This window comes from Piscinibacter sp. (genome assembly GCF_047600445.1).
Lineage (GTDB): Bacteria > Pseudomonadota > Gammaproteobacteria > Burkholderiales > Burkholderiaceae_C > Piscinibacter.
In genome coordinates this window covers 2772405-2790542 of the sequence record NZ_JASGKT010000002.1, presented here as the reverse complement: position 1 = coordinate 2790542, position 18138 = coordinate 2772405, and the positions used below count along the sequence as shown (strand labels likewise).

Annotated in this window: 21 protein-coding genes; 5 read left to right on the top strand and 16 right to left on the bottom strand. The window is 72.2% G+C overall.

Annotated features, from left to right (window positions below; translation table 11 throughout):
- Positions 1 to 124: 124 nt before the first annotated feature.
- The 9 genes from QM792_RS17220 to QM792_RS17180 are packed head-to-tail and all read right to left on the bottom strand — an operon-like array spanning position 125 to position 7880.
- On the bottom strand, positions 125 to 1345 hold the full coding sequence (locus tag QM792_RS17220) for an NAD(P)/FAD-dependent oxidoreductase (protein WP_415151330.1): 1221 nt from the start codon (positions 1343 to 1345) through the stop codon (positions 125 to 127).
- Positions 1338 to 1865 (bottom strand): MarR family winged helix-turn-helix transcriptional regulator, encoded by a 528-nt coding sequence (locus QM792_RS17215; RefSeq protein WP_415151329.1) that lies wholly within the window; start codon positions 1863 to 1865, stop codon positions 1338 to 1340. Before QM792_RS17215 ends, QM792_RS17220 begins: the two co-directional genes overlap by 8 nt.
- Before the next feature lie 4 nt (positions 1866 to 1869).
- Complete coding sequence (locus QM792_RS17210) at positions 1870 to 2193, bottom strand: 2Fe-2S iron-sulfur cluster-binding protein (RefSeq protein WP_415151328.1); 324 nt, start codon at positions 2191 to 2193, stop codon at positions 1870 to 1872.
- A 13-nt stretch (positions 2194 to 2206) separates the two neighbouring features.
- Entirely contained in the window at positions 2207 to 3406 is a 1200-nt protein-coding gene (locus tag QM792_RS17205; RefSeq protein ID WP_415151327.1) for a cytochrome P450, read from the bottom strand.
- Positions 3407 to 3422: 16 nt separating this feature from the next.
- On the bottom strand, positions 3423 to 4136 hold the full coding sequence (locus tag QM792_RS17200; RefSeq protein ID WP_415151326.1) for an ABC transporter ATP-binding protein: 714 nt from the start codon (positions 4134 to 4136) through the stop codon (positions 3423 to 3425).
- Positions 4137 to 4138: 2 nt separating this feature from the next.
- Positions 4139 to 4882 carry an ABC transporter ATP-binding protein gene (locus QM792_RS17195; protein ID WP_415151325.1) on the bottom strand — a complete coding sequence of 248 codons (744 nt, stop codon included), beginning with the start codon at positions 4880 to 4882 and terminating at the stop codon, positions 4139 to 4141.
- Positions 4879 to 5847, bottom strand: coding sequence for a branched-chain amino acid ABC transporter permease (locus tag QM792_RS17190; protein ID WP_415151324.1), 969 nt, complete (start codon positions 5845 to 5847; stop codon positions 4879 to 4881). The genes QM792_RS17195 and QM792_RS17190 overlap by 4 nt, the downstream gene beginning before the upstream one ends.
- Complete coding sequence (locus QM792_RS17185) at positions 5844 to 6701, bottom strand: branched-chain amino acid ABC transporter permease (RefSeq protein WP_415151323.1); 858 nt, start codon at positions 6699 to 6701, stop codon at positions 5844 to 5846. The genes QM792_RS17190 and QM792_RS17185 overlap by 4 nt, the downstream gene beginning before the upstream one ends.
- On the bottom strand, positions 6702 to 7880 hold the full coding sequence (locus QM792_RS17180; RefSeq protein ID WP_415151322.1) for an ABC transporter substrate-binding protein: 1179 nt from the start codon (positions 7878 to 7880) through the stop codon (positions 6702 to 6704). It lies immediately after the preceding gene.
- Positions 7881 to 8058: 178 nt separating this feature from the next.
- Between QM792_RS17180 and QM792_RS17175 the strand changes: the two genes are divergently transcribed.
- Positions 8059 to 8553, top strand: a complete 495-nt coding sequence (locus QM792_RS17175) for a c-type cytochrome (RefSeq protein ID WP_415151321.1) — start codon at positions 8059 to 8061, stop codon at positions 8551 to 8553.
- Between the two features lie 7 nt (positions 8554 to 8560).
- On the opposite strand, the gene QM792_RS17170 is transcribed toward QM792_RS17175, so the two are convergent.
- Positions 8561 to 9895, bottom strand: a complete 1335-nt coding sequence (locus QM792_RS17170; RefSeq protein ID WP_415151320.1) for a sigma-54 interaction domain-containing protein — start codon at positions 9893 to 9895, stop codon at positions 8561 to 8563.
- Positions 9896 to 10070: 175 nt separating this feature from the next.
- Between QM792_RS17170 and petA the strand changes: the two genes are divergently transcribed.
- Positions 10071 to 10679: a ubiquinol-cytochrome c reductase iron-sulfur subunit gene (gene petA, locus QM792_RS17165; protein WP_415151319.1), complete on the top strand. Its 609-nt coding sequence runs from the start codon at positions 10071 to 10073 to the stop codon at positions 10677 to 10679.
- A gap of 57 nt (positions 10680 to 10736) precedes the next feature.
- Here the strand turns inward: petA and QM792_RS17160 are convergent, their stop codons facing one another.
- The 3 genes from QM792_RS17160 to QM792_RS17150 all read right to left on the bottom strand — a co-directional run bounded on the left by QM792_RS17160 (position 10737) and on the right by QM792_RS17150 (position 12815).
- Complete coding sequence (locus QM792_RS17160; RefSeq protein ID WP_415151318.1) at positions 10737 to 10907, bottom strand: hypothetical protein; 171 nt, start codon at positions 10905 to 10907, stop codon at positions 10737 to 10739.
- Between the two features lie 153 nt (positions 10908 to 11060).
- Positions 11061 to 11228 carry a LiaI-LiaF-like domain-containing protein gene (locus tag QM792_RS17155; protein ID WP_415151317.1) on the bottom strand — a complete coding sequence of 56 codons (168 nt, stop codon included), beginning with the start codon at positions 11226 to 11228 and terminating at the stop codon, positions 11061 to 11063.
- Between the two features lie 102 nt (positions 11229 to 11330).
- Positions 11331 to 12815: a protein adenylyltransferase SelO gene (locus QM792_RS17150; protein ID WP_415151316.1), complete on the bottom strand. Its 1485-nt coding sequence runs from the start codon at positions 12813 to 12815 to the stop codon at positions 11331 to 11333.
- Between the two features lie 80 nt (positions 12816 to 12895).
- Here QM792_RS17150 and QM792_RS17145 point away from each other — a divergent pair, with 80 nt between their 5' ends.
- Genes QM792_RS17145 through QM792_RS17135 form a run of 3 tightly spaced genes read left to right on the top strand, consistent with a single transcriptional unit; the run spans position 12896 to position 15489 of the window.
- Positions 12896 to 13924, top strand: a complete 1029-nt coding sequence (locus QM792_RS17145) for a D-cysteine desulfhydrase (RefSeq protein WP_415151315.1) — start codon at positions 12896 to 12898, stop codon at positions 13922 to 13924.
- Positions 13921 to 14304, top strand: coding sequence for a RidA family protein (locus QM792_RS17140; RefSeq protein ID WP_415151314.1), 384 nt, complete (start codon positions 13921 to 13923; stop codon positions 14302 to 14304). The genes QM792_RS17145 and QM792_RS17140 overlap by 4 nt, the downstream gene beginning before the upstream one ends.
- Positions 14305 to 14322: 18 nt before the next feature.
- Positions 14323 to 15489, top strand: coding sequence for a CaiB/BaiF CoA transferase family protein (locus QM792_RS17135; protein WP_415151313.1), 1167 nt, complete (start codon positions 14323 to 14325; stop codon positions 15487 to 15489).
- Positions 15490 to 15505: 16 nt separating this feature from the next.
- Here the strand turns inward: QM792_RS17135 and QM792_RS17130 are convergent, their stop codons facing one another.
- The 3 genes from QM792_RS17130 to QM792_RS17120 are packed head-to-tail and all read right to left on the bottom strand — an operon-like array spanning position 15506 to position 18119.
- The gene (locus tag QM792_RS17130; RefSeq protein ID WP_415151312.1) at positions 15506 to 15922 is read right to left on the bottom strand and encodes a DUF3830 family protein; all 417 of its coding nucleotides are present in this window, start codon (positions 15920 to 15922) and stop codon (positions 15506 to 15508) included.
- Positions 15923 to 15924: 2 nt separating this feature from the next.
- On the bottom strand, positions 15925 to 17388 hold the full coding sequence (hydA, locus tag QM792_RS17125) for a dihydropyrimidinase (RefSeq protein WP_415151311.1): 1464 nt from the start codon (positions 17386 to 17388) through the stop codon (positions 15925 to 15927).
- A complete protein-coding gene (locus QM792_RS17120) occupies positions 17385 to 18119 on the bottom strand; it encodes an aspartate/glutamate racemase family protein (RefSeq protein ID WP_415151310.1) in 735 nt (244 codons plus the stop codon). The genes hydA and QM792_RS17120 overlap by 4 nt, the downstream gene beginning before the upstream one ends.
- Positions 18120 to 18138 lie beyond the last annotated feature (19 nt).

The window sequence follows — 18138 nt, the reverse complement described above, 5'->3', positions numbered from 1 at the left end:
CGGAAACGAGCACGACCCGTTCGGGCTGAAGCGAGCACGACCCGTTCGGGCTGAGCCTGTCGAAGCCCGCCGCCATGCAGCGCGCGGCCCTTCGACAAGCTCAGGGCGAGCGGGTCTCCCCGCCTCAGATGTGCTGCTTCAGCGGCACCGCCGGATCGCAGGCCAGCGCCGGCGCCGGGCTCTTGCCGGCTTCGAGCAGCTTGCGCGCGGCCATGTGGTCGAGCGGCGCGTTGACGCTCTCGACGCAGGCCAGGCGCTCGCCCGCGTAGTGCAGCACCGAGAAGCTGGCCGGCGTGGCGCCGGGGCGCACATGGCGCGTTCCCTCGCCCGGCATCAGGCCGGCCATCTGCAGGCGCATCGCGCCCTGCTCCGACCAGAACCACGGCAGCGCGCGGTACGGTTCGTCCGCGCCCTGGATCGTGGCCAGCGCGGTGCGCGCCTGGTCGTTGGCGTTCTGCACCGATTCGAGCCGCAGGTGGCGCGTGCCGCCATGCTCGGGGAAGCTGGCGCAGTCACCGATGGCGAGGATGGCGGGGTCCGACGTGCGCAGCGAGGCGTCGACGACGATGCCGTTGCCGCATTCCAGCCCGGCCGCGTGCGCGAGCTGCATGTCGGGCGCGGCGCCGATGCCCATCACCAGCAGTTCGATCGGCTCGCGCACACCGTCCACCGACAGCGCGGCGAGGCGCTCGCCTTCGAGCACGAAGTCACTCACCGACACGCCGAGGCGCACGTCGATGCCGTTGGCGCGGTGCGTGGCCAGCACGTGCGCGGCCAGCTCCGGCGACAGCGAGCGTTGCAGCAGGCGCGGCGCGGCTTCGAGCACCGTCACCGCCTTGCCGAGCGCGTTCGCCGTCGCGGCGATCTCCAGCCCGATGAAGCCGCCGCCCAGCACGGTCACGCGCGCCGCCGCCGCGAGCAGGCCGCGCAGCCGCAGCGCATCGTCCGCGCCGCGCAGCACCGCGACGTTGGCCAGCCCCGCCGGCAGCCCCGGCAGCGTGCGCGCGGTGGCGCCGGTGGCCAGCACCAGCCACTCGTAGCGCAGCACGGTGCCGGAGCGCAGCGTCAGCGTGCGCGCGGCGCGGTCGACCGACAGCGCCGCGTCGCCGCGGTGCAGCGTGATGCCGGCGTCGGCGAACCAGCTCTCGCCGCGATGCGGCTGGATCGCCTCGGCCGGGTTCTTCAGGAAGGCCTTGGACAGCGGCGGCCGCTGGTAGGGCAGCTCGTTCTCGGCGCACACCAGGTGCGTGCGCGACGCGAGGCCGGCCGCGGCCAGCGCGTTGGCGAGCGCCGCGCCGGCATGGCCGCCGCCGACGATCACGATGTTCGAGGCGTGTTCATTCATCGTCGTTCTCCGCAGACCGCGCGCGCCGCTTCGTCGCGGCAGCCGGGAAGTGGCGCGCCACGTAGCGCGCCGTGGCCGTTTCCACCGCCGGCAGATTCTCGTGCAGGCGCTTGAGCAGCCCGATCAGCGTCTCGACCTCGTCGGCGTTCAGCACCGACAGGAAGGCGCGTTCGCGCTCCAGCGCGATGCCGCGGATCTGGTCGTGCAGCGCGCGGCCCTTCTTCGTCAGCGTGGCGATGCGCAGCCGGCCGTCGTCGGCGTCCAGGCTCATCGTGATCAGGCCCTTGGCCTGCATGCTCTTGAAACAGCGGCTCACGGAAGCCTTGTCCATGCCGACCACGCGCGACACCTGTTGCGCAGAGATCGAACCGTCGATGGCCAGCAGCACCAGGCAGCGCCAGGTCTCGATGCCGACGTCGAAGGCGGCGAGGTAGCTCTGCGAGGCGCCACGGGAGAGCTTGTTGGCGATCCAGGTCAGGAAGGCCGGGACGTAGCGTTCGAGGTCGATGTTGCGTGGCATCGGCCTATTGTTGCCGCTCGGGGATGCGCACGACGAGGCCTTGCAGCGCCGCTGTCAGCTTGATCTGGCACGACAGCCGGCTGGTCGGCTGGCGCTCGGCGGCCGTGCACTCGAGCATTTCCAGCTCGTTGGCCAGCGGCGCGGGCAGTTGCGCCGCCCAGGCCTCGTCGACGTAGACGTGGCAGGTGGCGCACATCGCCGAGCCGCCGCACTCGGCGACGATGCCGGGCACGCCCGCGCCGGTGGCCGCGGCCATGACGCTGACGCCTTCGGGCGCCTCGAGGCCGTGCTCGCTGCCGTCGGCGAGGATGAAGGTGATGTCTGGCATGGAAGTCTCTCGCTCAGGCAGGGATCAGTTCGAGCGGCAGCGTGTCGAGCGCGCGCAGCGTGTTGTTCAGTCGCCGGGTGTGCGGCCCGGCGATCTCGATGCGCTTGACGCGCCTGGCCAGCGCCGTCAGCACCACCTCGCCCTCGAGCCGCGCCACCGCCTGGCCCACGCAGCCGTGGATGCCGGCGCCGAAGGCCACGTGGCCGCTCGGGCGGCGCTCGATATCGTAGCGGTCCGGGTCGGGCCACTTGCGCGGATCGCGGTTGGCGGCGGCCAGCATGCACAGCACCTTGGTGTTCTCGGCCACCGGCACGCCGGCGATCTCGCAGTCGCGCCCGGCGGTGCGGTAGAAGGTCTGCGCGGTCGATTCCCAGCGCAGGCCCTCCTCGAAAGCCGGGCGCGCGAGCGTCGGGTCGGCATGCAGCTTGGCGTACTCGCCGGGGTGATGCGCCAGCGCGTACAGCGCGTTGCCGATCCCGTTGATGGTGGTGTCCACGCCGGCCGACAGGAACGAACGCACCAGCATCGGCGCCTGTTCGTGCGTGATCTCGCCGGCATCGGCGGCCTGGTAGATCTGGTCGCCGAAACCGCCCGGGCGCAGGTGCTCGCGCTGGCAGTGTTCCATGATCCAGCCGGTCACCGCCTCCATGCGCTGCGTCGAGCGCGCCAGCAGCTCGTTGCGCGGGCCCATCGAGTTGAACACCATGTCGCCGTAGACGAGCAGGTTCTCGCGTCCGTCGGCCTCGACGCCCACCGCGTCGGGAAACACCTTCAGCGGGTAGAGCTGCGCCAGGTCCTGGATGCCGCAGATCGTGCCTTTCTCGACGCAGCGATCGAGCAGCGCCTCGGCCTCGGCCGTGAAGGCGGCGCGGATCTGCATCACCGCCTTCGGGCTGAGGATGCGCGACAGCACCGCGCGCGTCGCCGTGTGCAGCGGCGGGTCGGCTTCGAGGATCAGGCTCCTCGGGCGGAACGGTTTCTCGAGGTTGAAGTTGGTCAGCCCCACGCCGGCGCCGGAGATGAAGGTGGCGTGGTCGTTGAACACCGCGTGCACCTGCTCGTGGCGCGCGCAGGCCACCACGGTGGGGTAGGGCGTCAGCTTCACCACCGGCCCGGCCTCGCGCAGCCGCTGGTGCATCGGGTAGGGGTCGATCAGGTTCTCGCTGGAATAGGGGTCGATGTCCAGCTCGGGGATGGTCAGGTTCTCGTTCATGCGTCCTCCGGTTCGTTCAGTGCACCGCCATGCCGACCAGGCGTTCCAGCGTGGCGCCGTCTTCGCGCAGCGCGGCGGCGGCGGCTTCGTGCACCACCGCGCCGCGCTCGAGCACCAGCGCCCGGTCGGCATAACCGAGCGCCTCCTGCACCTGCTGCTCGACGATCACCACGGTGATGCCGCGCTCGCGGCTCAGCCGCGCGAAGGCGGCCAGCAGCTCCTGGCGGATCAGCGGCGCCAGGCCTTCGAGCGGCTCGTCGAGCAGCAGCAGCCGCGGCTGTCCGAGCAGCGCGCGCGCCACCGACAGCATCTGCTGCTCGCCGCCGCTGAGCTGCGCGCCGCCGTTGCGGCGCCGCTCGGCCAGGCGCGGGAACAGCGCGTAGGCCTCGTCGAGCGCGCGTTTGGGCCGTCGCTTCAGCCCGGCGACCAGGTTCTCCTCCACGCTCAGCGATGGGAAGATGTCGCGCGTCTGCGGCACCAGGCCGAGCCCGCGCGCGGCGCGCTGGTGCGGCGCGAGGCCGGCGAGGTCTTCGCCGTCGAAGACGATGCGGCCGCGCGTGAGCTGCGCGAGGCCCATCACCGCGGCCAGCGTGGTCGTCTTGCCGACGCCGTTGCGGCCGATCAGGGCCAGCTTCTCGCGCGGCGCGACGGCGAAGCCCAGGCCGTTGAGCACGGTGGTCGGTCCGTAGCCGGCGACCACGTCGTGCAGTTCGAGCAGCGGCGTGTCCATGCTCAGTGCCCGAGGTAGGCCGCGCGCACGCGCGGATCGTCGCGGATCGCGTCCGGCGTGCCGTCGGCGATCACCTCGCCTTCGGCCAGCACGACGATGCGCCTGGCGAAGCGAAAGACGAGGTCCATGTCGTGCTCGATGATCAGCACGGCGAGCTCCTTCGGCAGCGCGTCGAGCGCGGCCAGCAGCCGCGCGCCTTCACCCTGCGGCACGCCGGCCATCGGCTCGTCGAGCAGCAGCACTTTGGGGCGCAGCGCCAGCGCCAGCGCCATCTCCACCAGGCGCTGCTCGCCGTAGGCCAGGCGCTCGGTGGCCCAGCCGGCGTGCGCGCCGAGGCCGAGATCGCGCAGCAGCGCGCGCGCCTCGGCGGCCAGCGCCGGGTAGGCGTCGATGGAGCGCCAGAAGCTTCTCGTCAGCCCCTCGCGTTCGAACAGCGCCAGTTCGACCTGTCGCTGCACCGGCAGGTGCGGCGCCAGCGTGGTGATCTGGAAGGTGCGCGCCAGCCCCGCGCGCACGCGCTGGGCCTGCGAGCGGCGCGTCACGTCCTCGCCGTCGAGCCACACGCTGCCCGCGCTCGGCGCGACGGTGCCGCTGAGCTGGTTGACCAGCGTGGTCTTGCCCGCGCCGTTCGGGCCGATCAGCGCGAGCCGCTCGCCGGCGTGCAGGCGCAGCGACACGCCGCGCGTGACGTGCAGGCCGCCGTAGCGCTTGTCCAGGCCGCGCGTTTCGAGCAGGACGGTGCTCATGCCTTCGCCCCCAGCCGCGCGCGCAGCCATGCGAACGCCTTCTGCGGCGGCACCAGCACCACGGCCATCAGCGCCGCGCCGATCACGAACAGCCAGTGGTACGGGTTGATCGAGGCGGCGGTGTGGTGCAGCAGCGTGAACACCACGGCGCCGACCAGCGCGCCGTGCAGCCGGCCGGCGCCGCCCAGGATCAGCATCACCAGCGCCTCGGCCGAGAGCGCGAACGACAGGCTGTCGAGCGCGACGATCGCGTTGGTCTGCGCCGACAGGGCGCCCGCCGCGCCGGCCAGCGCACCGGCGAAGGTGTACATGGCCAGCAGCCGCGAGCGCACCGGCGTGCCGAGCGCGGCCATGCGCGCGCGGTTCTCGTGGATGCCGCGCACCGCCAGGCCGAAGGGCGAGTCGACGACGCGCCGCGCCGCGTAGTAGCCCAGCGCCAGCACCGCGAGCGCGTACAGCGCCGCGGTGCGGCCCTCGAGGTCGAAGGCGAAGCGGCCGAGCAGCGGTTCCATCACGAAGCCGCTCAGGCCGTCGTCGCCGCCGGTCCAGTCGCGCGCCTTCTGCGCCAGGCCGAGCGCGATCTGGGCCACCGCGACGGTCAGCATCAGGAAGGTGAAGCCGTGGTAGCGCAGCAGGAAGGCGCCGGAGGCGAGCGCCAGCAGCGCGCCCGCGCCGGTGCCGGCGGCCAGGCCGAGCAGCGGATCGCCGTGAACCCGCAGCGCGAAGACGCCGGCCGCATACGCGCCCGCGCCGAACAGCGCGGCATGGCCGAGCGTGGCCAGCCCGGCGACGCCGACGACCAGGTCGAGCGAGAGCACGAACAGCGCCGTGATCGCGATGCGCGTCAGCAGGCCGAGCTGCTCGGGCAGCATCCACCACGCGGCGAGGCCGAGCGCGAACGCGACCAGCGGTGCGCGCCATGCCGGCGCCACGCGCGGCGCCTGCGAATCGGTGCCGGCGCTCATCGCGACAACAGGCCGTTGGGCCGCCAGGCCAGCAGCGCGGCCATCGCGAGGAAGAAGAACAGGCTGCCCCAGTCGGACGCGAGGTACTTGCTCGCCGTCTCGACGACGCCCAGCGCGACCGCCGCCAGCAGCGAACCCGGCAGGCTGCCCATGCCGCCGACCGCGACGACCACCAGCACCAGCACCAGGTACTTGAGCGCGTAGTAGGGTTCGAGCGGCATCAGCTCGGCGCCGAGCACGCCGCCCAGGCCGGCGAGCGCGGCACCGGCGGCGAAGCTCGCGCACTGGACGGCGCGGATCGGGATGCCCAGCGTCGCGGCGGTGTCGGGGTGGTCGACCGCGGCGCGCAGCCAGACGCCGAAGCGCGTGCGCGCGACCGTCCACGCGGCGAGCGCCGCGACGGCCAGGCCGGCGGCGATCACCAGCAGGCGCTGCGCCGGCAAGGTGCGGAAGCCGAGGTCGACCGAGCGATCGAGCAGCGGCGGCAGCACGATCAACTGCACCTGCGGACCGGCCAGCGCGTTGGTCAGCGCGATCAGGAAGAACGCCAGGCCGATCGTGAACAGCACCTGTTCCAGCTCGGTGCGCCGGTACAGATGGCGCAGCACCAGCGCCTCGAGCAGCGCGCCGAGCGCGGCGGTCAGCGCCAGCGCGGCCGGCAGCGCGAGCCAGAAGCTCCACTGCGCTTCGCGCGTCAGCAGCGCCGCGGCATAGCCGCCGATCATCGCGAAGGCGCCGTGCGCGAGGTTCACGAAGCGCATCAGCCCGAGCGTGACCGTCAGGCCCACGGCGATGATGAACAGCACCATGCCGTAGGCCAGGCCATCGATCGCCACGTTGGCCAGGAGCTGCATTTACTTGTCGAGGCCGTGATCGCCTTGCGGCCCGAAGCTCTGCACTTCCTTGTTGACCAGCGTGCCGCCGGCCTTCTCCACGGTGCGCAGGTAGACGTTCTGCACGATGTGGCGCGTCTTCGGGTCGATGCGCACCGGGCCGCGCGGGCTTTCCCATTGCAGCGTGCGCGCCGCGGCGAGCGCCTTCAGCCCGTCCTTCTGCCCGTTGGTCGCCTCGATCATCTTGTGGATCACGTGCATGCCGTCCCAGGCGCCCACCGAGGCGTAGTTGGCGATGGCGTTGGCGTCCCTCTTCTTCAGCGCCGCGACGAAGGCCTTGTTGGCCGGCGAGTCGTGCGCCGCCGAGTAGTGGAACGCGGTGGTCAGGCCCAGCGCGGTGTCGCCGAACTTCTGCAGGTCGAACTCGTCGGTCTCGGCGGTGCCGAGGAAGCGGATGCCGGCCTTGGCCAGACCGTTCTCGTTGTAGGCCTTCACGAAGCCCAGGTTCGGCGGGCCGCCGGGCAGGAAGGTATAGACGGCCTGCGCGCCGCTGGCCTTGATGCGCTGCACGAAGGGCGCGAAGTCGGTGGTGACTATCGGCATGCGGATGCTCTCGACCACCGTGCCGCCCTGCTTGGTGAACTCGCTCTTCCAGGCGGTCTCGGCGTCGATGCCGGGGCCGTAGTCGGTCACGGCGGTGACGACCTTCTTGATGTCGTTCTTCGCCGCCCACTGCGCCAGCGGCACGGTCACCTGCCACAGCGTGTAGCTGGTGCGCAGGAAGAACTCGCTCTTGTCGGTGATCGCCGAGGTGGCGGCGTTGAAGATCACCGTGGGCGTCTGCGACTGCTGGATCAGCGGCGCCACCGCGAAGGCGTTCGGCGTGAAGACGAAGCCGCCGAGGTAGTCGACCTTGTCCTTGACGATCAGCTCCTGCACCAGCGTCTTGGTCTGGCCCGGGTTGGGCCCGCCGGTGTCGCGGTAGATCAGTTCGACGTCCTTGCCCGCCAGCTTGCCGCCCTGCGACGCGATGTAGGCCTCGGCGCCGTTCTTGAACAGCGTGCCGTAGTGGGCGAAGGGGCCCGAGAACGGGCCGACGATGCCGACCTTGACGGTCTGCGCCGCGGCCGTGAACGGGGTGAACGTGAACGCGAAGGCTGCGGTCAGCGCGGCGGCGCTGCAGCGGGTGCAGTGGCTCATGGGATGTCTCCGTGGGGCGCCTCGGGGAAGGGCGCGTGTTGATCTGGCGCAATGGTCGGCGCAAAAGGTTGGCATGTCAACCAGTTGGTATATCAACTAATGATCGGGTTTTCCCGCATCGATGCGACGTGGAGGGACAATCCCGCCATCGAAACCGGCGCGGCGCGAGGAGGCGGCGATGACACGAAAGCAGGGGCTGGCGCTCGGCGCGGTGGCGCTGCTGGCCGTGGCCGCGGCGGGGCTGTGGTGGATCGCCGCGCGCCCGGCGGCGGCCGACGTCCGCCTGCGGCCCGACGACGCGGCGCTGCTGGCGCGCGGCGAGCCGATCTACGCGACGCATTGCGCGTCGTGCCACGGCGCGCGGCTGGAGGGGCAGCCGAACTGGCGCTCGCCCGGCCCCGACGGCCTGCTGCCGGCGCCGCCGCACGACGCCAGCGGCCACACCTGGCACCACCCGGACGAGCTGCTGTTCCGCATCACCAAGCTCGGCGTGGCGCGCGCGGCCAACCTGCCGGGGCACGTCAGCGGCATGCCGGCCTTCGAGGGCGTGCTGAGCGACGCGGAGATCGTCGCGGTGCTGTCGTGGATCAAGTCGCGCTGGCCGCCTTCGGTGCGGGCGCGCCACGACGAACTGAACCGGCTCGCCGCGCAAGGCGGCGCGGGCGGGCGCTGAAGGCGCGTCAGCGCGGCGCCGCGTCGAGCTGCGCCAGCTTGCGGTACAGCGTGCGCAGGCTGATGCCCAGCGAGGCGGCGAGCGAGCGGCGGTCGCCGTGGTGCGCGGCCAGCGCGGCGCGCAGCGCGTCGAGTTCGGCAGCGCGCAGCGGCGCGCCGGCGGCGGGCATCGCCGGGCGCGGCGCCGCGCCCGGCAGGCCGGCCGCGAGCGCACGTTCCATCGTGGCGGCGGTGATGCTGCCGCCGTCGCTCAGCAGCGCGGCGCGCTCCAGCACGTTGCGCAGCTCGCGCACGTTGCCCGGGAAGGGGTGCCGAACCAGTCGCGCCAGCGCGCCCGGCGCCAGCAGCGGCGGCCGCCGCGGCGCCACGCGCGCCAGCAGCGAGGCGGCCAGCAGCGGGATGTCGTCGCGCCGCTCGCGCAGCGGCGGCAGCGCGATCGGGAAGGTCGCGAGGCGGTGGTACAGGTCTTCGCGGAAGCGCCCCTGCGCGATCAGCGCGTGCAGGTCGCGGTGCGTCGCCGAGACCAGGCGCAACTCGGCGCGGCGCAGCTCGGTGCTGCCGACGCGCCGGAACGTGCCGCTCTCCAGCAGGCGCAGCAGCTTGACCTGCATGGTCAATGGGATGTCGCCGACCTCGTCGAGGAACAGCGTGCCGCCGTGCGCCGCCTCCACCAGCCCGGCCCGGGCCGCGTGCGCGCCGGTGAAGGCGCCCTTGTCGTGGCCGAACAGCTCGCTCTCGAACAGCGTCTCGGGCAGGCTGGCGCAGTCGACCACCACCAGCGGCCGCGCGGCGCGCGCGCTGGCCTCGTGCAGCGCGCGCGCCACCAGTTCCTTGCCGGTGCCCGATTCGCCCACCAGCAGCACGCTCGCCTCCGAGGGACCGACGCGCGCCACCAGTTCGAGCATCTCGCGAAACGGCCGCGAGCGGCCGATCAGCCCGTCGGCCGAGGCCGCGCCGCGCGCCGTGCGCAGCGGCTCCATGCGCTCGACGTACCAGCGCGGCACGCCGGCCGCATCGCACAGCGGCACCAGCTCGATCGCCACGTAGGCCTCGCCCTGCGGCGTGTGGTGCAGGTGCAGCACGCGCTCGCGCTGCCCGCTCGCGCGCGAACGTGCCAGCGGGCAGCTCTCGCCGGCCTGGTCGCAGGGCACGTCGATGCGGTGCGACACCTCGTAGCAGGTGCGCCCGATCACCGAGCCGCGCGGCGCGAACTGCGCGCGGTAGGCGGCGTTGGCGGCGGCGATGCGGTAGTGCGTGTCGAACAGGATGTGCGGCTCGGGCAGGCCGTCGAGGTAGGACACCAGCTCGGCCGGGGCCTGGAGGTCGGGGCGGCGCGTGCTCATCGCGGCGATGCTGCCATCGGGTGCCATGCGGGTGCCGTGATCGGCATCAATGGCAGCGGCACTGTCTCGAGCCTGGCGGGCAAGTGCTTGTCGCGCCTATGTTTTCCAGCGCGCGGCGGGTTGGCACGCAACTTGATTGATACCGTCCAGGGTACGAACTCCGAGAGGATCCACGATGACCGCCTTCACCCCGCCCGCGCCGAACGTCGACGATGCCGAACGGCGCACCTGGCTGCTGGCCACCGGCGCCGCCGGCGCGGTGGCGGGCGTGGCCACCGCCGTGCCCTTCGTCGCCAGCTTCGCGCCCAGCGAGCGCGCCCGCGCGCTGGGCGCCTCGGTGGAGGTCGACATAGCCGACCTCGCCCCCGGCGCGATGAAAACCGTGGAATGGCGCGGCAAGCCGGTGTGGATCGTGCGCCGCACGGGCGGGATGCTGGCCGCGCTCGCCGGCCACGACGCGCAGCTCGCCGACCCGGCGTCGGACAAGGACCAGCAGCCCGCGTACGCGAAAAACGCCACCCGCTCGGTGAAGCCGGAGGTGTTCGTCGCCGTCGGCATCTGCACGCACCTGGGCTGCTCGCCGAGCGCGGTGCCGGCCGGCAGCGCCAACCCCAGCCTGCCGGCCGACTGGCCGGGCGGCTTTTTCTGCCCCTGCCACGGCTCGACCTTCGACGGCGCCGGCCGAGTGTTCAAGAACAAGCCAGCGCCCACTAACTTGGAGATCCCGCCGCACCGCTATCTGAGCGACACGCGGCTGCTGATCGGCGAAGACGCCAGCGCATGAATGGGAACGGGGCGTGGTGCCTGCGCACGACGCCCCGCGGTGGATGGCGGGAAGGGATCAGCGCTTGCGGTCGGCGATCAGTTCCTGGGCCAGCGAGCGCCGCACCGAGGCGACGCCGCTGTAGAAGGCGCTTTCCTGCTTGGCGTCGTGGCGTTCGCCGATGGGCAGCGGGGTGCGCTGCGGCGACTGTTTGGGCACGACCGGGGGGTGGGACGAGGTGGTGGGCATCGAAAGAGAGCGGCCGTCGCCTTGTTCGGGAGCACGGTCTTTTGATCTTGTCTCCTCGAAACGCCGCCCCGGACGGGCGGGTTGACACGCCCCGGGCCGCGCCGGCGCCGGCCGCGTATGCACTCGCAACAAGTGCAACCGGGCGGCGTGGCGTCAACCCGCCCGGCGCAGCAGCATCGACGCGCCCACCACGATCAGGATCAGCGGCCAGCCCTGCGCGAACAGCGGGCCCAGCGGCGGCAGCACGCCGAGCTTGGAGAGCATGAAGGCGCTGCCCAGGCCGATCAGGATCGTGGGGGCGATGAGGGAATGGGTTTTCACGGCGGGCTCCTGGACGGGGTTGGTGGCGGCCAGTGTCCGGTGCGCGCCGGCGCGGCGGGCGTGCCGTGCGACAAAACGCCGCCGCGCGGCGCGAACCGCCGCTCAGGTGCCGCAGAAGGTCTGGTAGCAGGCCGTGACCTCGGCCGGCGCCGGCTCGGCGTAGCGGGCGAATTCCGCGTTTTCGTCGAAAGGCCGGCGCAGCGCGGCCAGCAGTTGCTCGAAGGGCGCCAGATCGCCGGCGGTGGCGCGTTCCAGCGCCTCCTCGACACGCTGGTTGCGCGGGATGATCCACGGGTTGGCGCGGCGCAGGCTGGCCGCGCGGGCATCCGCCGGCAGCGCGTCGCGCGCGCAGCGCGCGCGCCAGCGCGCCAGCCAGGCGTCGGCGGCGGCCGGGTCGGCGAGCAGGGCGCGCAGCGGCTGCTCCGCGCCCTGCGAGGCGTCGGCCAGCGCGCGCCAGGCCAGCGTGAAGTCGGCGCGCTGCGCGCGCAGCAACGCCAGCCAGTCGGCGGCCAGCGCGGCGTCTTCGGCTTCTTCCGAGGCCAGCCCGAGCTTGGCGCGCTGGCCGCGCAGCAGTTCGGCGTCGTACCAGGCCGGGAAGGCGTCGATCACCTCCATCGCCTGCGCCACCGCATGCCGCACCGCCGGCTCGTCGTCGGCGCTGGCCAGCAGCGGCAGCAGCGCCTCGGCGAAGCGCGCCAGGTTCCAGCGCGCGATGGCGGGCTGCTTGCCGTAGGCGTAGCGGCCGCCGGTGTCGATGCTGCTGAACACCACGTCCGGGTCGTAGGTTTCGAGGAAGGCGCAGGGGCCGTAGTCGATGGTCTCGCCGGAGATCGTCATGTTGTCGGTGTTCATCACGCCGTGGATGAAGCCGGCGTTCATCCACCGTGCCACCAGCGCCGCCTGGCGCCGCGCCACCGCGCGCAGCAGCGCCAGCGGCGCGTCGGGCGTGCCGGCCAGTTCGGGGTCGTGGCGCGCGATCGTGTAGTCGGCCAGGCGCCGCAGAGCGTCGATGTCGCCGCGCGCCGCGAAGAACTGGAAGCTGCCCACGCGCAGGTGGCTGGCCGCCACGCGCGTCAGCACCGCGCCGGGCAGCGGCCGGTCGCGCAGCACCGGCTCGCCGGTGGCCACCACCGCCAGCGCGCGCGTGGTCGGGATGCCCAGCGCGTGCATCGCCTCGCCGATCAGCACCTCGCGCAGCATCGGGCCGACGGCCGCCTTGCCGTCGCCGCCGCGCGAGAAGGGCGTGCGCCCCGAACCCTTGAAGGCGATGTCGCGGCGCCGGCCGTCTCGGTCGATCAGTTCGCCGAGCAGCAGCGCGCGGCCGTCGCCGAGCTGCGGCGAGAAGCCGCCGAACTGGTGCCCGGCGTAGGCCTGCGCCACCGGCTGCGCATCGCTCGGCAGCGTGTTGCCACAAAACAGCGCGGCCGCGTCGGCCTCGCGCAGCGCCCGCGCATCGAGGCCGAGTTCATCGGCCAGCGCGTCGTTGAAGAACAGCAGGCGCGGCGCGGCCGCCGGCGCGGGCTGCCAGGCCACCGAGGCGCCGGGCAGCTCGCGGGCGTAGGAATGGTCGAATCCGAAGGCGGGCATGGGCGGCAGTGTGCCCGGCTTGCGCCGGCCCTGCCGCGCTCTGGGATGATCGCGGTCTGTTCGGACCACGATCACCCGCCATGGACCTCTCGCGCTTCCCCCGCCGCCGCTACACACCCTACGCCACGCCGATCGAGCCGCTGCCGCACCTGTCGGCGGCGCTGGCCGCCAGTTGCCCCGGCGGACGCGGCCCCGAGCTGTGGGCCAAGCGCGACGACATGCTGGGGCTCTTTCCGGGCGGCAACAAGACGCGCAAGTTGGAGTTCCTCGTCGCCGACGCGCTCGCGCAGGGCGCCGACACGCTGATCACCTGCGGCGCGCCGCAGAGCAACCACTGCCGCATCACGCTGGCCGCCGCGGTGAAGGAAGGGCTGGAATGCCGCTTCGTCATCGAGGAGCGTGTGCCGAACAGCTACGACGAACACGCCAGCGGCAACCACTTCATGTACCGCCTGATGGGCGTGGAAGCGATCAACGTCGTGCCCGCCGGCACCGACATGGCCGCGGCGATGGCGCAGGTGGCACAGGGCCTGGCGATCGCCGGCCGCAAGGGCTACATCATTCCCGGCGGCGGCTCCAACGCGCTCGGCGGCCTGGGCTATGTGGCCTGCGCGCAGGAGCTGCTGCAGCAGTGCTTCGAGCAGGGCACGAGCTTCGACCGCATCGTCGTCGGCTCGGGCAGTTCGGGCACGCACGGCGGGCTGCTCGCCGGCTTCCTCGGCAGCCATGTGCGCACGCCCATCACCGGCATCGGCGTCAGCCGCGACCCCGAGCAGCAGGCGCCGCTGGTGCTGAAGGAAGCGCAGGCGGTGGTGGACCTGCTCGGCGTCCGCCTGACGGTGCCGGCCGACGCCGTGCAGTGCATCGGCGGCTTCTGGCAGCCCAAGTATTCGGTGCCGAACGCGGCGATGGTCGAGGCGGTGCAGCTCGCCGCGCGCACCGAGGGCCTGCTGCTCGACCCGGTGTACACCGGCAAGGTGATGGCCGGGCTGATCGGCCTGGCGCGGCGCGGCGAGATCGGCGCGAACGAGCGCGTGCTGTTCGTCCACACCGGCGGGCTGCCCGCGCTGCACGCCTACGAGCGCGTGCTGCTCGGCGACGCGCCATGACGCGCCGCCTGATCGGCTCCGGCTCGCCCTACGAGGCGCAGATCGGCTACAGCCGCGCGGTGGTGGACGGCGACTGGGTGTTCGTCTCCGGCACCACCGGCTTCGACTACGCGACCATGAGCATTCCCGACGGCGCCGCCGCGCAGGCCGAGCAGTGCTGGCGCAACATCGAGCGCGCGCTGGCCGACGCCGGCGCGGCGCTCGCCGACATCGTGCGCGTGCGCTACATCGTGCCCACGCGCGAGGACTTCGAGGCCGCGATGCCGGTGCTCGCGCGCGTGATGGGCCCGGTGCGCCCGGCCGCGACGATGATCTGCGCCGGGCTGCTCGACGCGCGCATGCGCATCGAGATCGAGGTGACGGCGCGGCGGCGCGCCTGACCAGAGGAGGCAGCGGCGATGGACGCGCTCGCAGGACTGAAAGTGCTCGAACTCGGCCAGCTCATCGCCGGCCCCTTCGCCGGCAAGACGCTGGCCGACTTCGGCGCCGACGTGATCAAGGTCGAGCCGCTGGACGGCGGCGATCCACTGCGCACCTGGCGGCTGCTGCGCGAGGGCACCTCGGTGTGGTGGGAGGTGCAGTCGCGCAACAAGCGCTCGGTGGCGCTCGACCTGCGCAGCAGCGAAGGCCAGGCCGCGGTGCGCGCGCTCGCCGCCGAGGCCGACGTGCTGATCGAGAACTTCAAGCCCGGCACGCTGGAGGGCTGGGGCCTGGGCTGGGAGGCGCTGCACGCGGCCAACCCGAAGCTGGTCATGCTGCGCGTTTCCGGCTACGGGCAGACCGGCCCGTACCGCGACAAACCCGGCTTCGGCGTGCTCGGCGAGGCGATGGGCGGCCTGCGCCACCTCACCGGCGAGCCGGGACGCGTGCCGGTGCGCTGCGGCGTCTCGATCGGCGACACGCTGGCCGCGCTGCACGGCGTGATCGGCGTGCTGCTGGCGCTGCGCCACCGCGAGGTCAACGGCGGGCGGGGCCAGGTGGTCGATGTGGCGCTGTACGAGAGCGTGTTCAACGTGATGGAGAGCCTGCTGCCCGAGTACGATGCCTTCGGCGCGGTGCGCGGCGCGGCCGGTTCGGCGCTGCCGGGCATCGCGCCGAGCAACGCCTACCCCTGCGCCGGCGGCGCCTGGGTGCTGATCGGCGGCAACGGCGACGGCATCTTCAAGCGCCTGATGCGCGCCATAGCCCGCGCCGACCTCGCCGACGACCCCGGCCTGGCGCGCAACGACGGCCGCGTCGCGCGCGTCGCCGAGATCGACGCGGCGATCTCGGCCTGGACCTCGCAGCGCGACATCGACGCGGTGCTGGCCGCGCTCGACGCCGCCGCGGTGCCGGCCGGGCGCATCTACACCGTGGCCGACATCGCCGCCGACCCGCAATACCAGGCGCGCGGAATGATCGTGCAGACGCACGACGCCGACGGCCGGGCGCTGAAGGTGCCGGGCGTGGTGCCCAAGCTGTCGGAGACGCCCGGGCGGCTGCGCACGCCGGCGCCGAGGCTGGGCGAGCATGGCGGGGCGGTGGGCGGCGTAGCGGGGTGGCCGCGGCGGGAAGAGGCGGGCTGAAGGTGGAGGGCTGGCGTCAAGACGCCCACTCGAACAGCACGTCTTGCGCTCCTTCCCACAGCACCGTGCGGCCAAGCGTCGCCAGTTGCTCCCGCCCTTCGACGATGCGCAGGAAGTGATTGCCTGCCAGCGGCCCCATCTTGCTGGCGAAGCTGCAGGCGCCATAGGCGATCAGCAACTCGGTCTCGCTCAAGCCGCCGGGGTAGAACAGCACGTCGCCCGGCGCCGGGTAGCGGGTCTGGTTCTCGGGGCCCACGCCCAGCTCGAAGTCACCCAGCGGTATCCACACCGCCTCGCCGCTCCAGCGCACGTGGATCAACTTCTGGCGATAGGGCAGCAGCTTCGCGAAGGAGGCAAAGGTCAGCGGCGCATCAGGATGCGCCTCGGCGATGAAGTGGTGGCCAGCGGCGCTGATCCGCAGTCGTCGTGCCATGGTCAGTCCTCCAGTTCCATCCAGCGCCGCCAGCTCTGCGCACGCGGGCGCGGGCGCGCCGCCTCGGGGCGCTCGCAGTGCAGGAACCGGCCGCCGCCGGCGCGCCCGAGAAAACGCTCGCCGTCCCACACCACCTCGCCGCGCAGCAGCGTGAACGCGGGCCAGGCCTGCAACTCGCGGCCCTCATAGGGCGTGTAGTCGGTGGCGTGGTGCAGCGCGTCGTTGCGGATCGTGAACGGCGTGCCGCTGTTCCAGATGACCAGATCGGCGTCGCTGCCGACGGCGATGGTGCCCTTGCGCGGATACAGGCCATACAGGCGCGCCGCGTTGGTGGCGGTGAGCGCAACGAACTGCTGGATGGACATACGGCCCGCGAGCACGCCTTCCGAGAACAGCAAGGCCATGCGCGTCTCGATGCCCGGCACGCCGTTCGGAATGTAGGGAAAGGCCGGCTCCTTGCCGCCCAGGCGCTTGCCCGAGCCGTCTTCGTAGTTGAAAGGGGCGTGGTCGGACGAGAAGACGCTGAACAGTCCATCGACCAGGCCGTCCCAGATCACCTGCTGATTGGCCTTGTCGCGCGGCGGCGGACTGCACACGCAGCGCGCGCCGTGAAAACGCGGCAAGGCCAGGTCTTCCTGGGTGAGAAACAGATACTGCGGGCAGGTCTCCGCCTGCACGTTGAGGCCCTTGCCGCGTGCCCAGCGGATCTGCTCCACCGCTTCGGCGCCCGACACATGAACCAGCAGGATGGGCACGTCGACCAGTTCGGCCAGCGTGATGGCGCGGTGCGTGGCCTCGCGCTCCACCGGCGACGGCCGTGACAACCCGTGATAGCGCGGCGCGCTCTTGCCCAGTTCGAGCAAGCGTTCGGTGAAATGGGCGATGGCGTCGGTGTTCTCGGCGTGGATCATCACCATCGCGCCATGGCGACGCGCCACTTCCAGCAGCTCGAGAATCTGCCGGTCGTCGAGCTTCATGTCCTCGTAGGTCATGTAGAGCTTGAACGAGGTGTAGCCGCGGTCGATCAAGGCCGGCAGCTCGCTGCCGAGAACCTCGGGCGTGGGGTCGCTGACGATCAGGTGAAAGGCGTAGTCGACGCAGGCCTGCCCGTCGGCGCGGCGGTGGTAGTCGTCGACCGCCGCCTGCACGCTCTGCCCCCGGTGTTGCGCGGCGAAAGGAATCACCGTGGTGGTGCCGCCGCAGGCCGCCGAGCGCGTGCCGGTCTCGAAGTTGTCGGCCATGACGATCGGCGGCGGCATCGGCTGGTCGATGTGGCAGTGCGAGTCGACGCCGCCCGGTGTCACGTAGCGGCCGGCGGCGTCGAGTTCGCGCGTCTGGGGCCCGGCCGGCAACCGTTCGCCCAGCGCCACGATGCGCCCGCCGGCGATGCCGATGTCGCAGCGGCACAGGTCGGCCGCGGTGGCCACCTGCGCATCGCGCACGATGAGGTCGTAGGGCGCGCTCATGCAATCTCCTCCTGGAACAGGCTGCCCCAGCCCCGTACGCGAGCCGTGTCCACGCCGCACAGGCGCAGCGACTTCCACACCGCGGTGCTCACGGTGTCGTAGACGGGCAGGCCCAGCTCGGCTTCGAGCGCGGCGGCGAGCGGCGCGGCGCGCAGGTTGGTGCAGAAGGTGGTCAGGCATTGCGGCCGCGGCTGCGCGGCGGCCACCTCGCGCGACATGCGGGCGATCTGCTCGGGCGCTACTTCGGAGAAGCCGAAGTTCACGCTCTGGCCCAGGTGCCGCTCGGCCACGCACTCGAAGCCGTGGCGCGCGTAGTTGGCCACGATGGCCGACTGCACGTCGCGCAGATAGGGTGTGACCAGGCCGAAACGCTTGCGGCTCGTCTTCTCCATGATCTCGTTCAGCGCCAACACCGAGGTGCAGCAGCGGATTCCCACCTCTTCCTCGATGCGTTCGCACAGCGCCAGGTCGGCATCGAAGCCCAGCCAGCCCGACGAGGTGCCGTTCCAGGAGATCACATCCACATGCGCGTCGGCGAGCAGCTTCGCGGCTTCCAGAATCGGATCGATCTCGAACTGCCCCAGGGCCTGCGGGCGCAGCGAGATCTCGGTGACGCGGAAGCGCGCGAAATGCGCGCTCACCTCCGGCAGCCCCGACACCATGGCCGAGGTGATCGGCTCCAGCGCCGTGTTGGAAGACGGTGTCAACATGCCCAGCAGTACGCGCTTCATCCCCATTCCTTCAAGTCGA

Bases quoted from the DNA above. Each gene is read 5' to 3' on its own strand.
- QM792_RS17135 (WP_415151313.1), top strand. From the start codon at position 14,323: ATGGACGCGCTCGCAGGACTGAAAGTGCTCGAACTCGGCCAGCTCATC.
- petA (WP_415151319.1), top strand. From the start codon at position 10,071: ATGACCGCCTTCACCCCGCCCGCGCCGAACGTCGACGATGCCGAACGG.
- QM792_RS17195 (WP_415151325.1), bottom strand. From the start codon at position 4,882: ATGAGCACCGTCCTGCTCGAAACGCGCGGCCTGGACAAGCGCTACGGC.
- QM792_RS17215 (WP_415151329.1), bottom strand. From the start codon at position 1,865: ATGCCACGCAACATCGACCTCGAACGCTACGTCCCGGCCTTCCTGACC.
- QM792_RS17120 (WP_415151310.1), bottom strand. From the start codon at position 18,119: ATGAAGCGCGTACTGCTGGGCATGTTGACACCGTCTTCCAACACGGCG.
- QM792_RS17160 (WP_415151318.1), bottom strand. From the start codon at position 10,907: ATGCCCACCACCTCGTCCCACCCCCCGGTCGTGCCCAAACAGTCGCCG.
- QM792_RS17175 (WP_415151321.1), top strand. From the start codon at position 8,059: ATGACACGAAAGCAGGGGCTGGCGCTCGGCGCGGTGGCGCTGCTGGCC.
- QM792_RS17150 (WP_415151316.1), bottom strand. From the start codon at position 12,815: ATGCCCGCCTTCGGATTCGACCATTCCTACGCCCGCGAGCTGCCCGGC.
- QM792_RS17145 (WP_415151315.1), top strand. From the start codon at position 12,896: ATGGACCTCTCGCGCTTCCCCCGCCGCCGCTACACACCCTACGCCACG.
- QM792_RS17200 (WP_415151326.1), bottom strand. From the start codon at position 4,136: ATGGACACGCCGCTGCTCGAACTGCACGACGTGGTCGCCGGCTACGGA.
- QM792_RS17190 (WP_415151324.1), bottom strand. From the start codon at position 5,847: ATGAGCGCCGGCACCGATTCGCAGGCGCCGCGCGTGGCGCCGGCATGG.
- QM792_RS17170 (WP_415151320.1), bottom strand. From the start codon at position 9,895: ATGAGCACGCGCCGCCCCGACCTCCAGGCCCCGGCCGAGCTGGTGTCC.
- QM792_RS17210 (WP_415151328.1), bottom strand. From the start codon at position 2,193: ATGCCAGACATCACCTTCATCCTCGCCGACGGCAGCGAGCACGGCCTC.
- QM792_RS17185 (WP_415151323.1), bottom strand. From the start codon at position 6,701: ATGCAGCTCCTGGCCAACGTGGCGATCGATGGCCTGGCCTACGGCATG.
- QM792_RS17205 (WP_415151327.1), bottom strand. From the start codon at position 3,406: ATGAACGAGAACCTGACCATCCCCGAGCTGGACATCGACCCCTATTCC.
- QM792_RS17130 (WP_415151312.1), bottom strand. From the start codon at position 15,922: ATGGCACGACGACTGCGGATCAGCGCCGCTGGCCACCACTTCATCGCC.
- QM792_RS17180 (WP_415151322.1), bottom strand. From the start codon at position 7,880: ATGAGCCACTGCACCCGCTGCAGCGCCGCCGCGCTGACCGCAGCCTTC.
- QM792_RS17140 (WP_415151314.1), top strand. From the start codon at position 13,921: ATGACGCGCCGCCTGATCGGCTCCGGCTCGCCCTACGAGGCGCAGATC.
- QM792_RS17220 (WP_415151330.1), bottom strand. From the start codon at position 1,345: ATGAATGAACACGCCTCGAACATCGTGATCGTCGGCGGCGGCCATGCC.
- hydA (WP_415151311.1), bottom strand. From the start codon at position 17,388: ATGAGCGCGCCCTACGACCTCATCGTGCGCGATGCGCAGGTGGCCACC.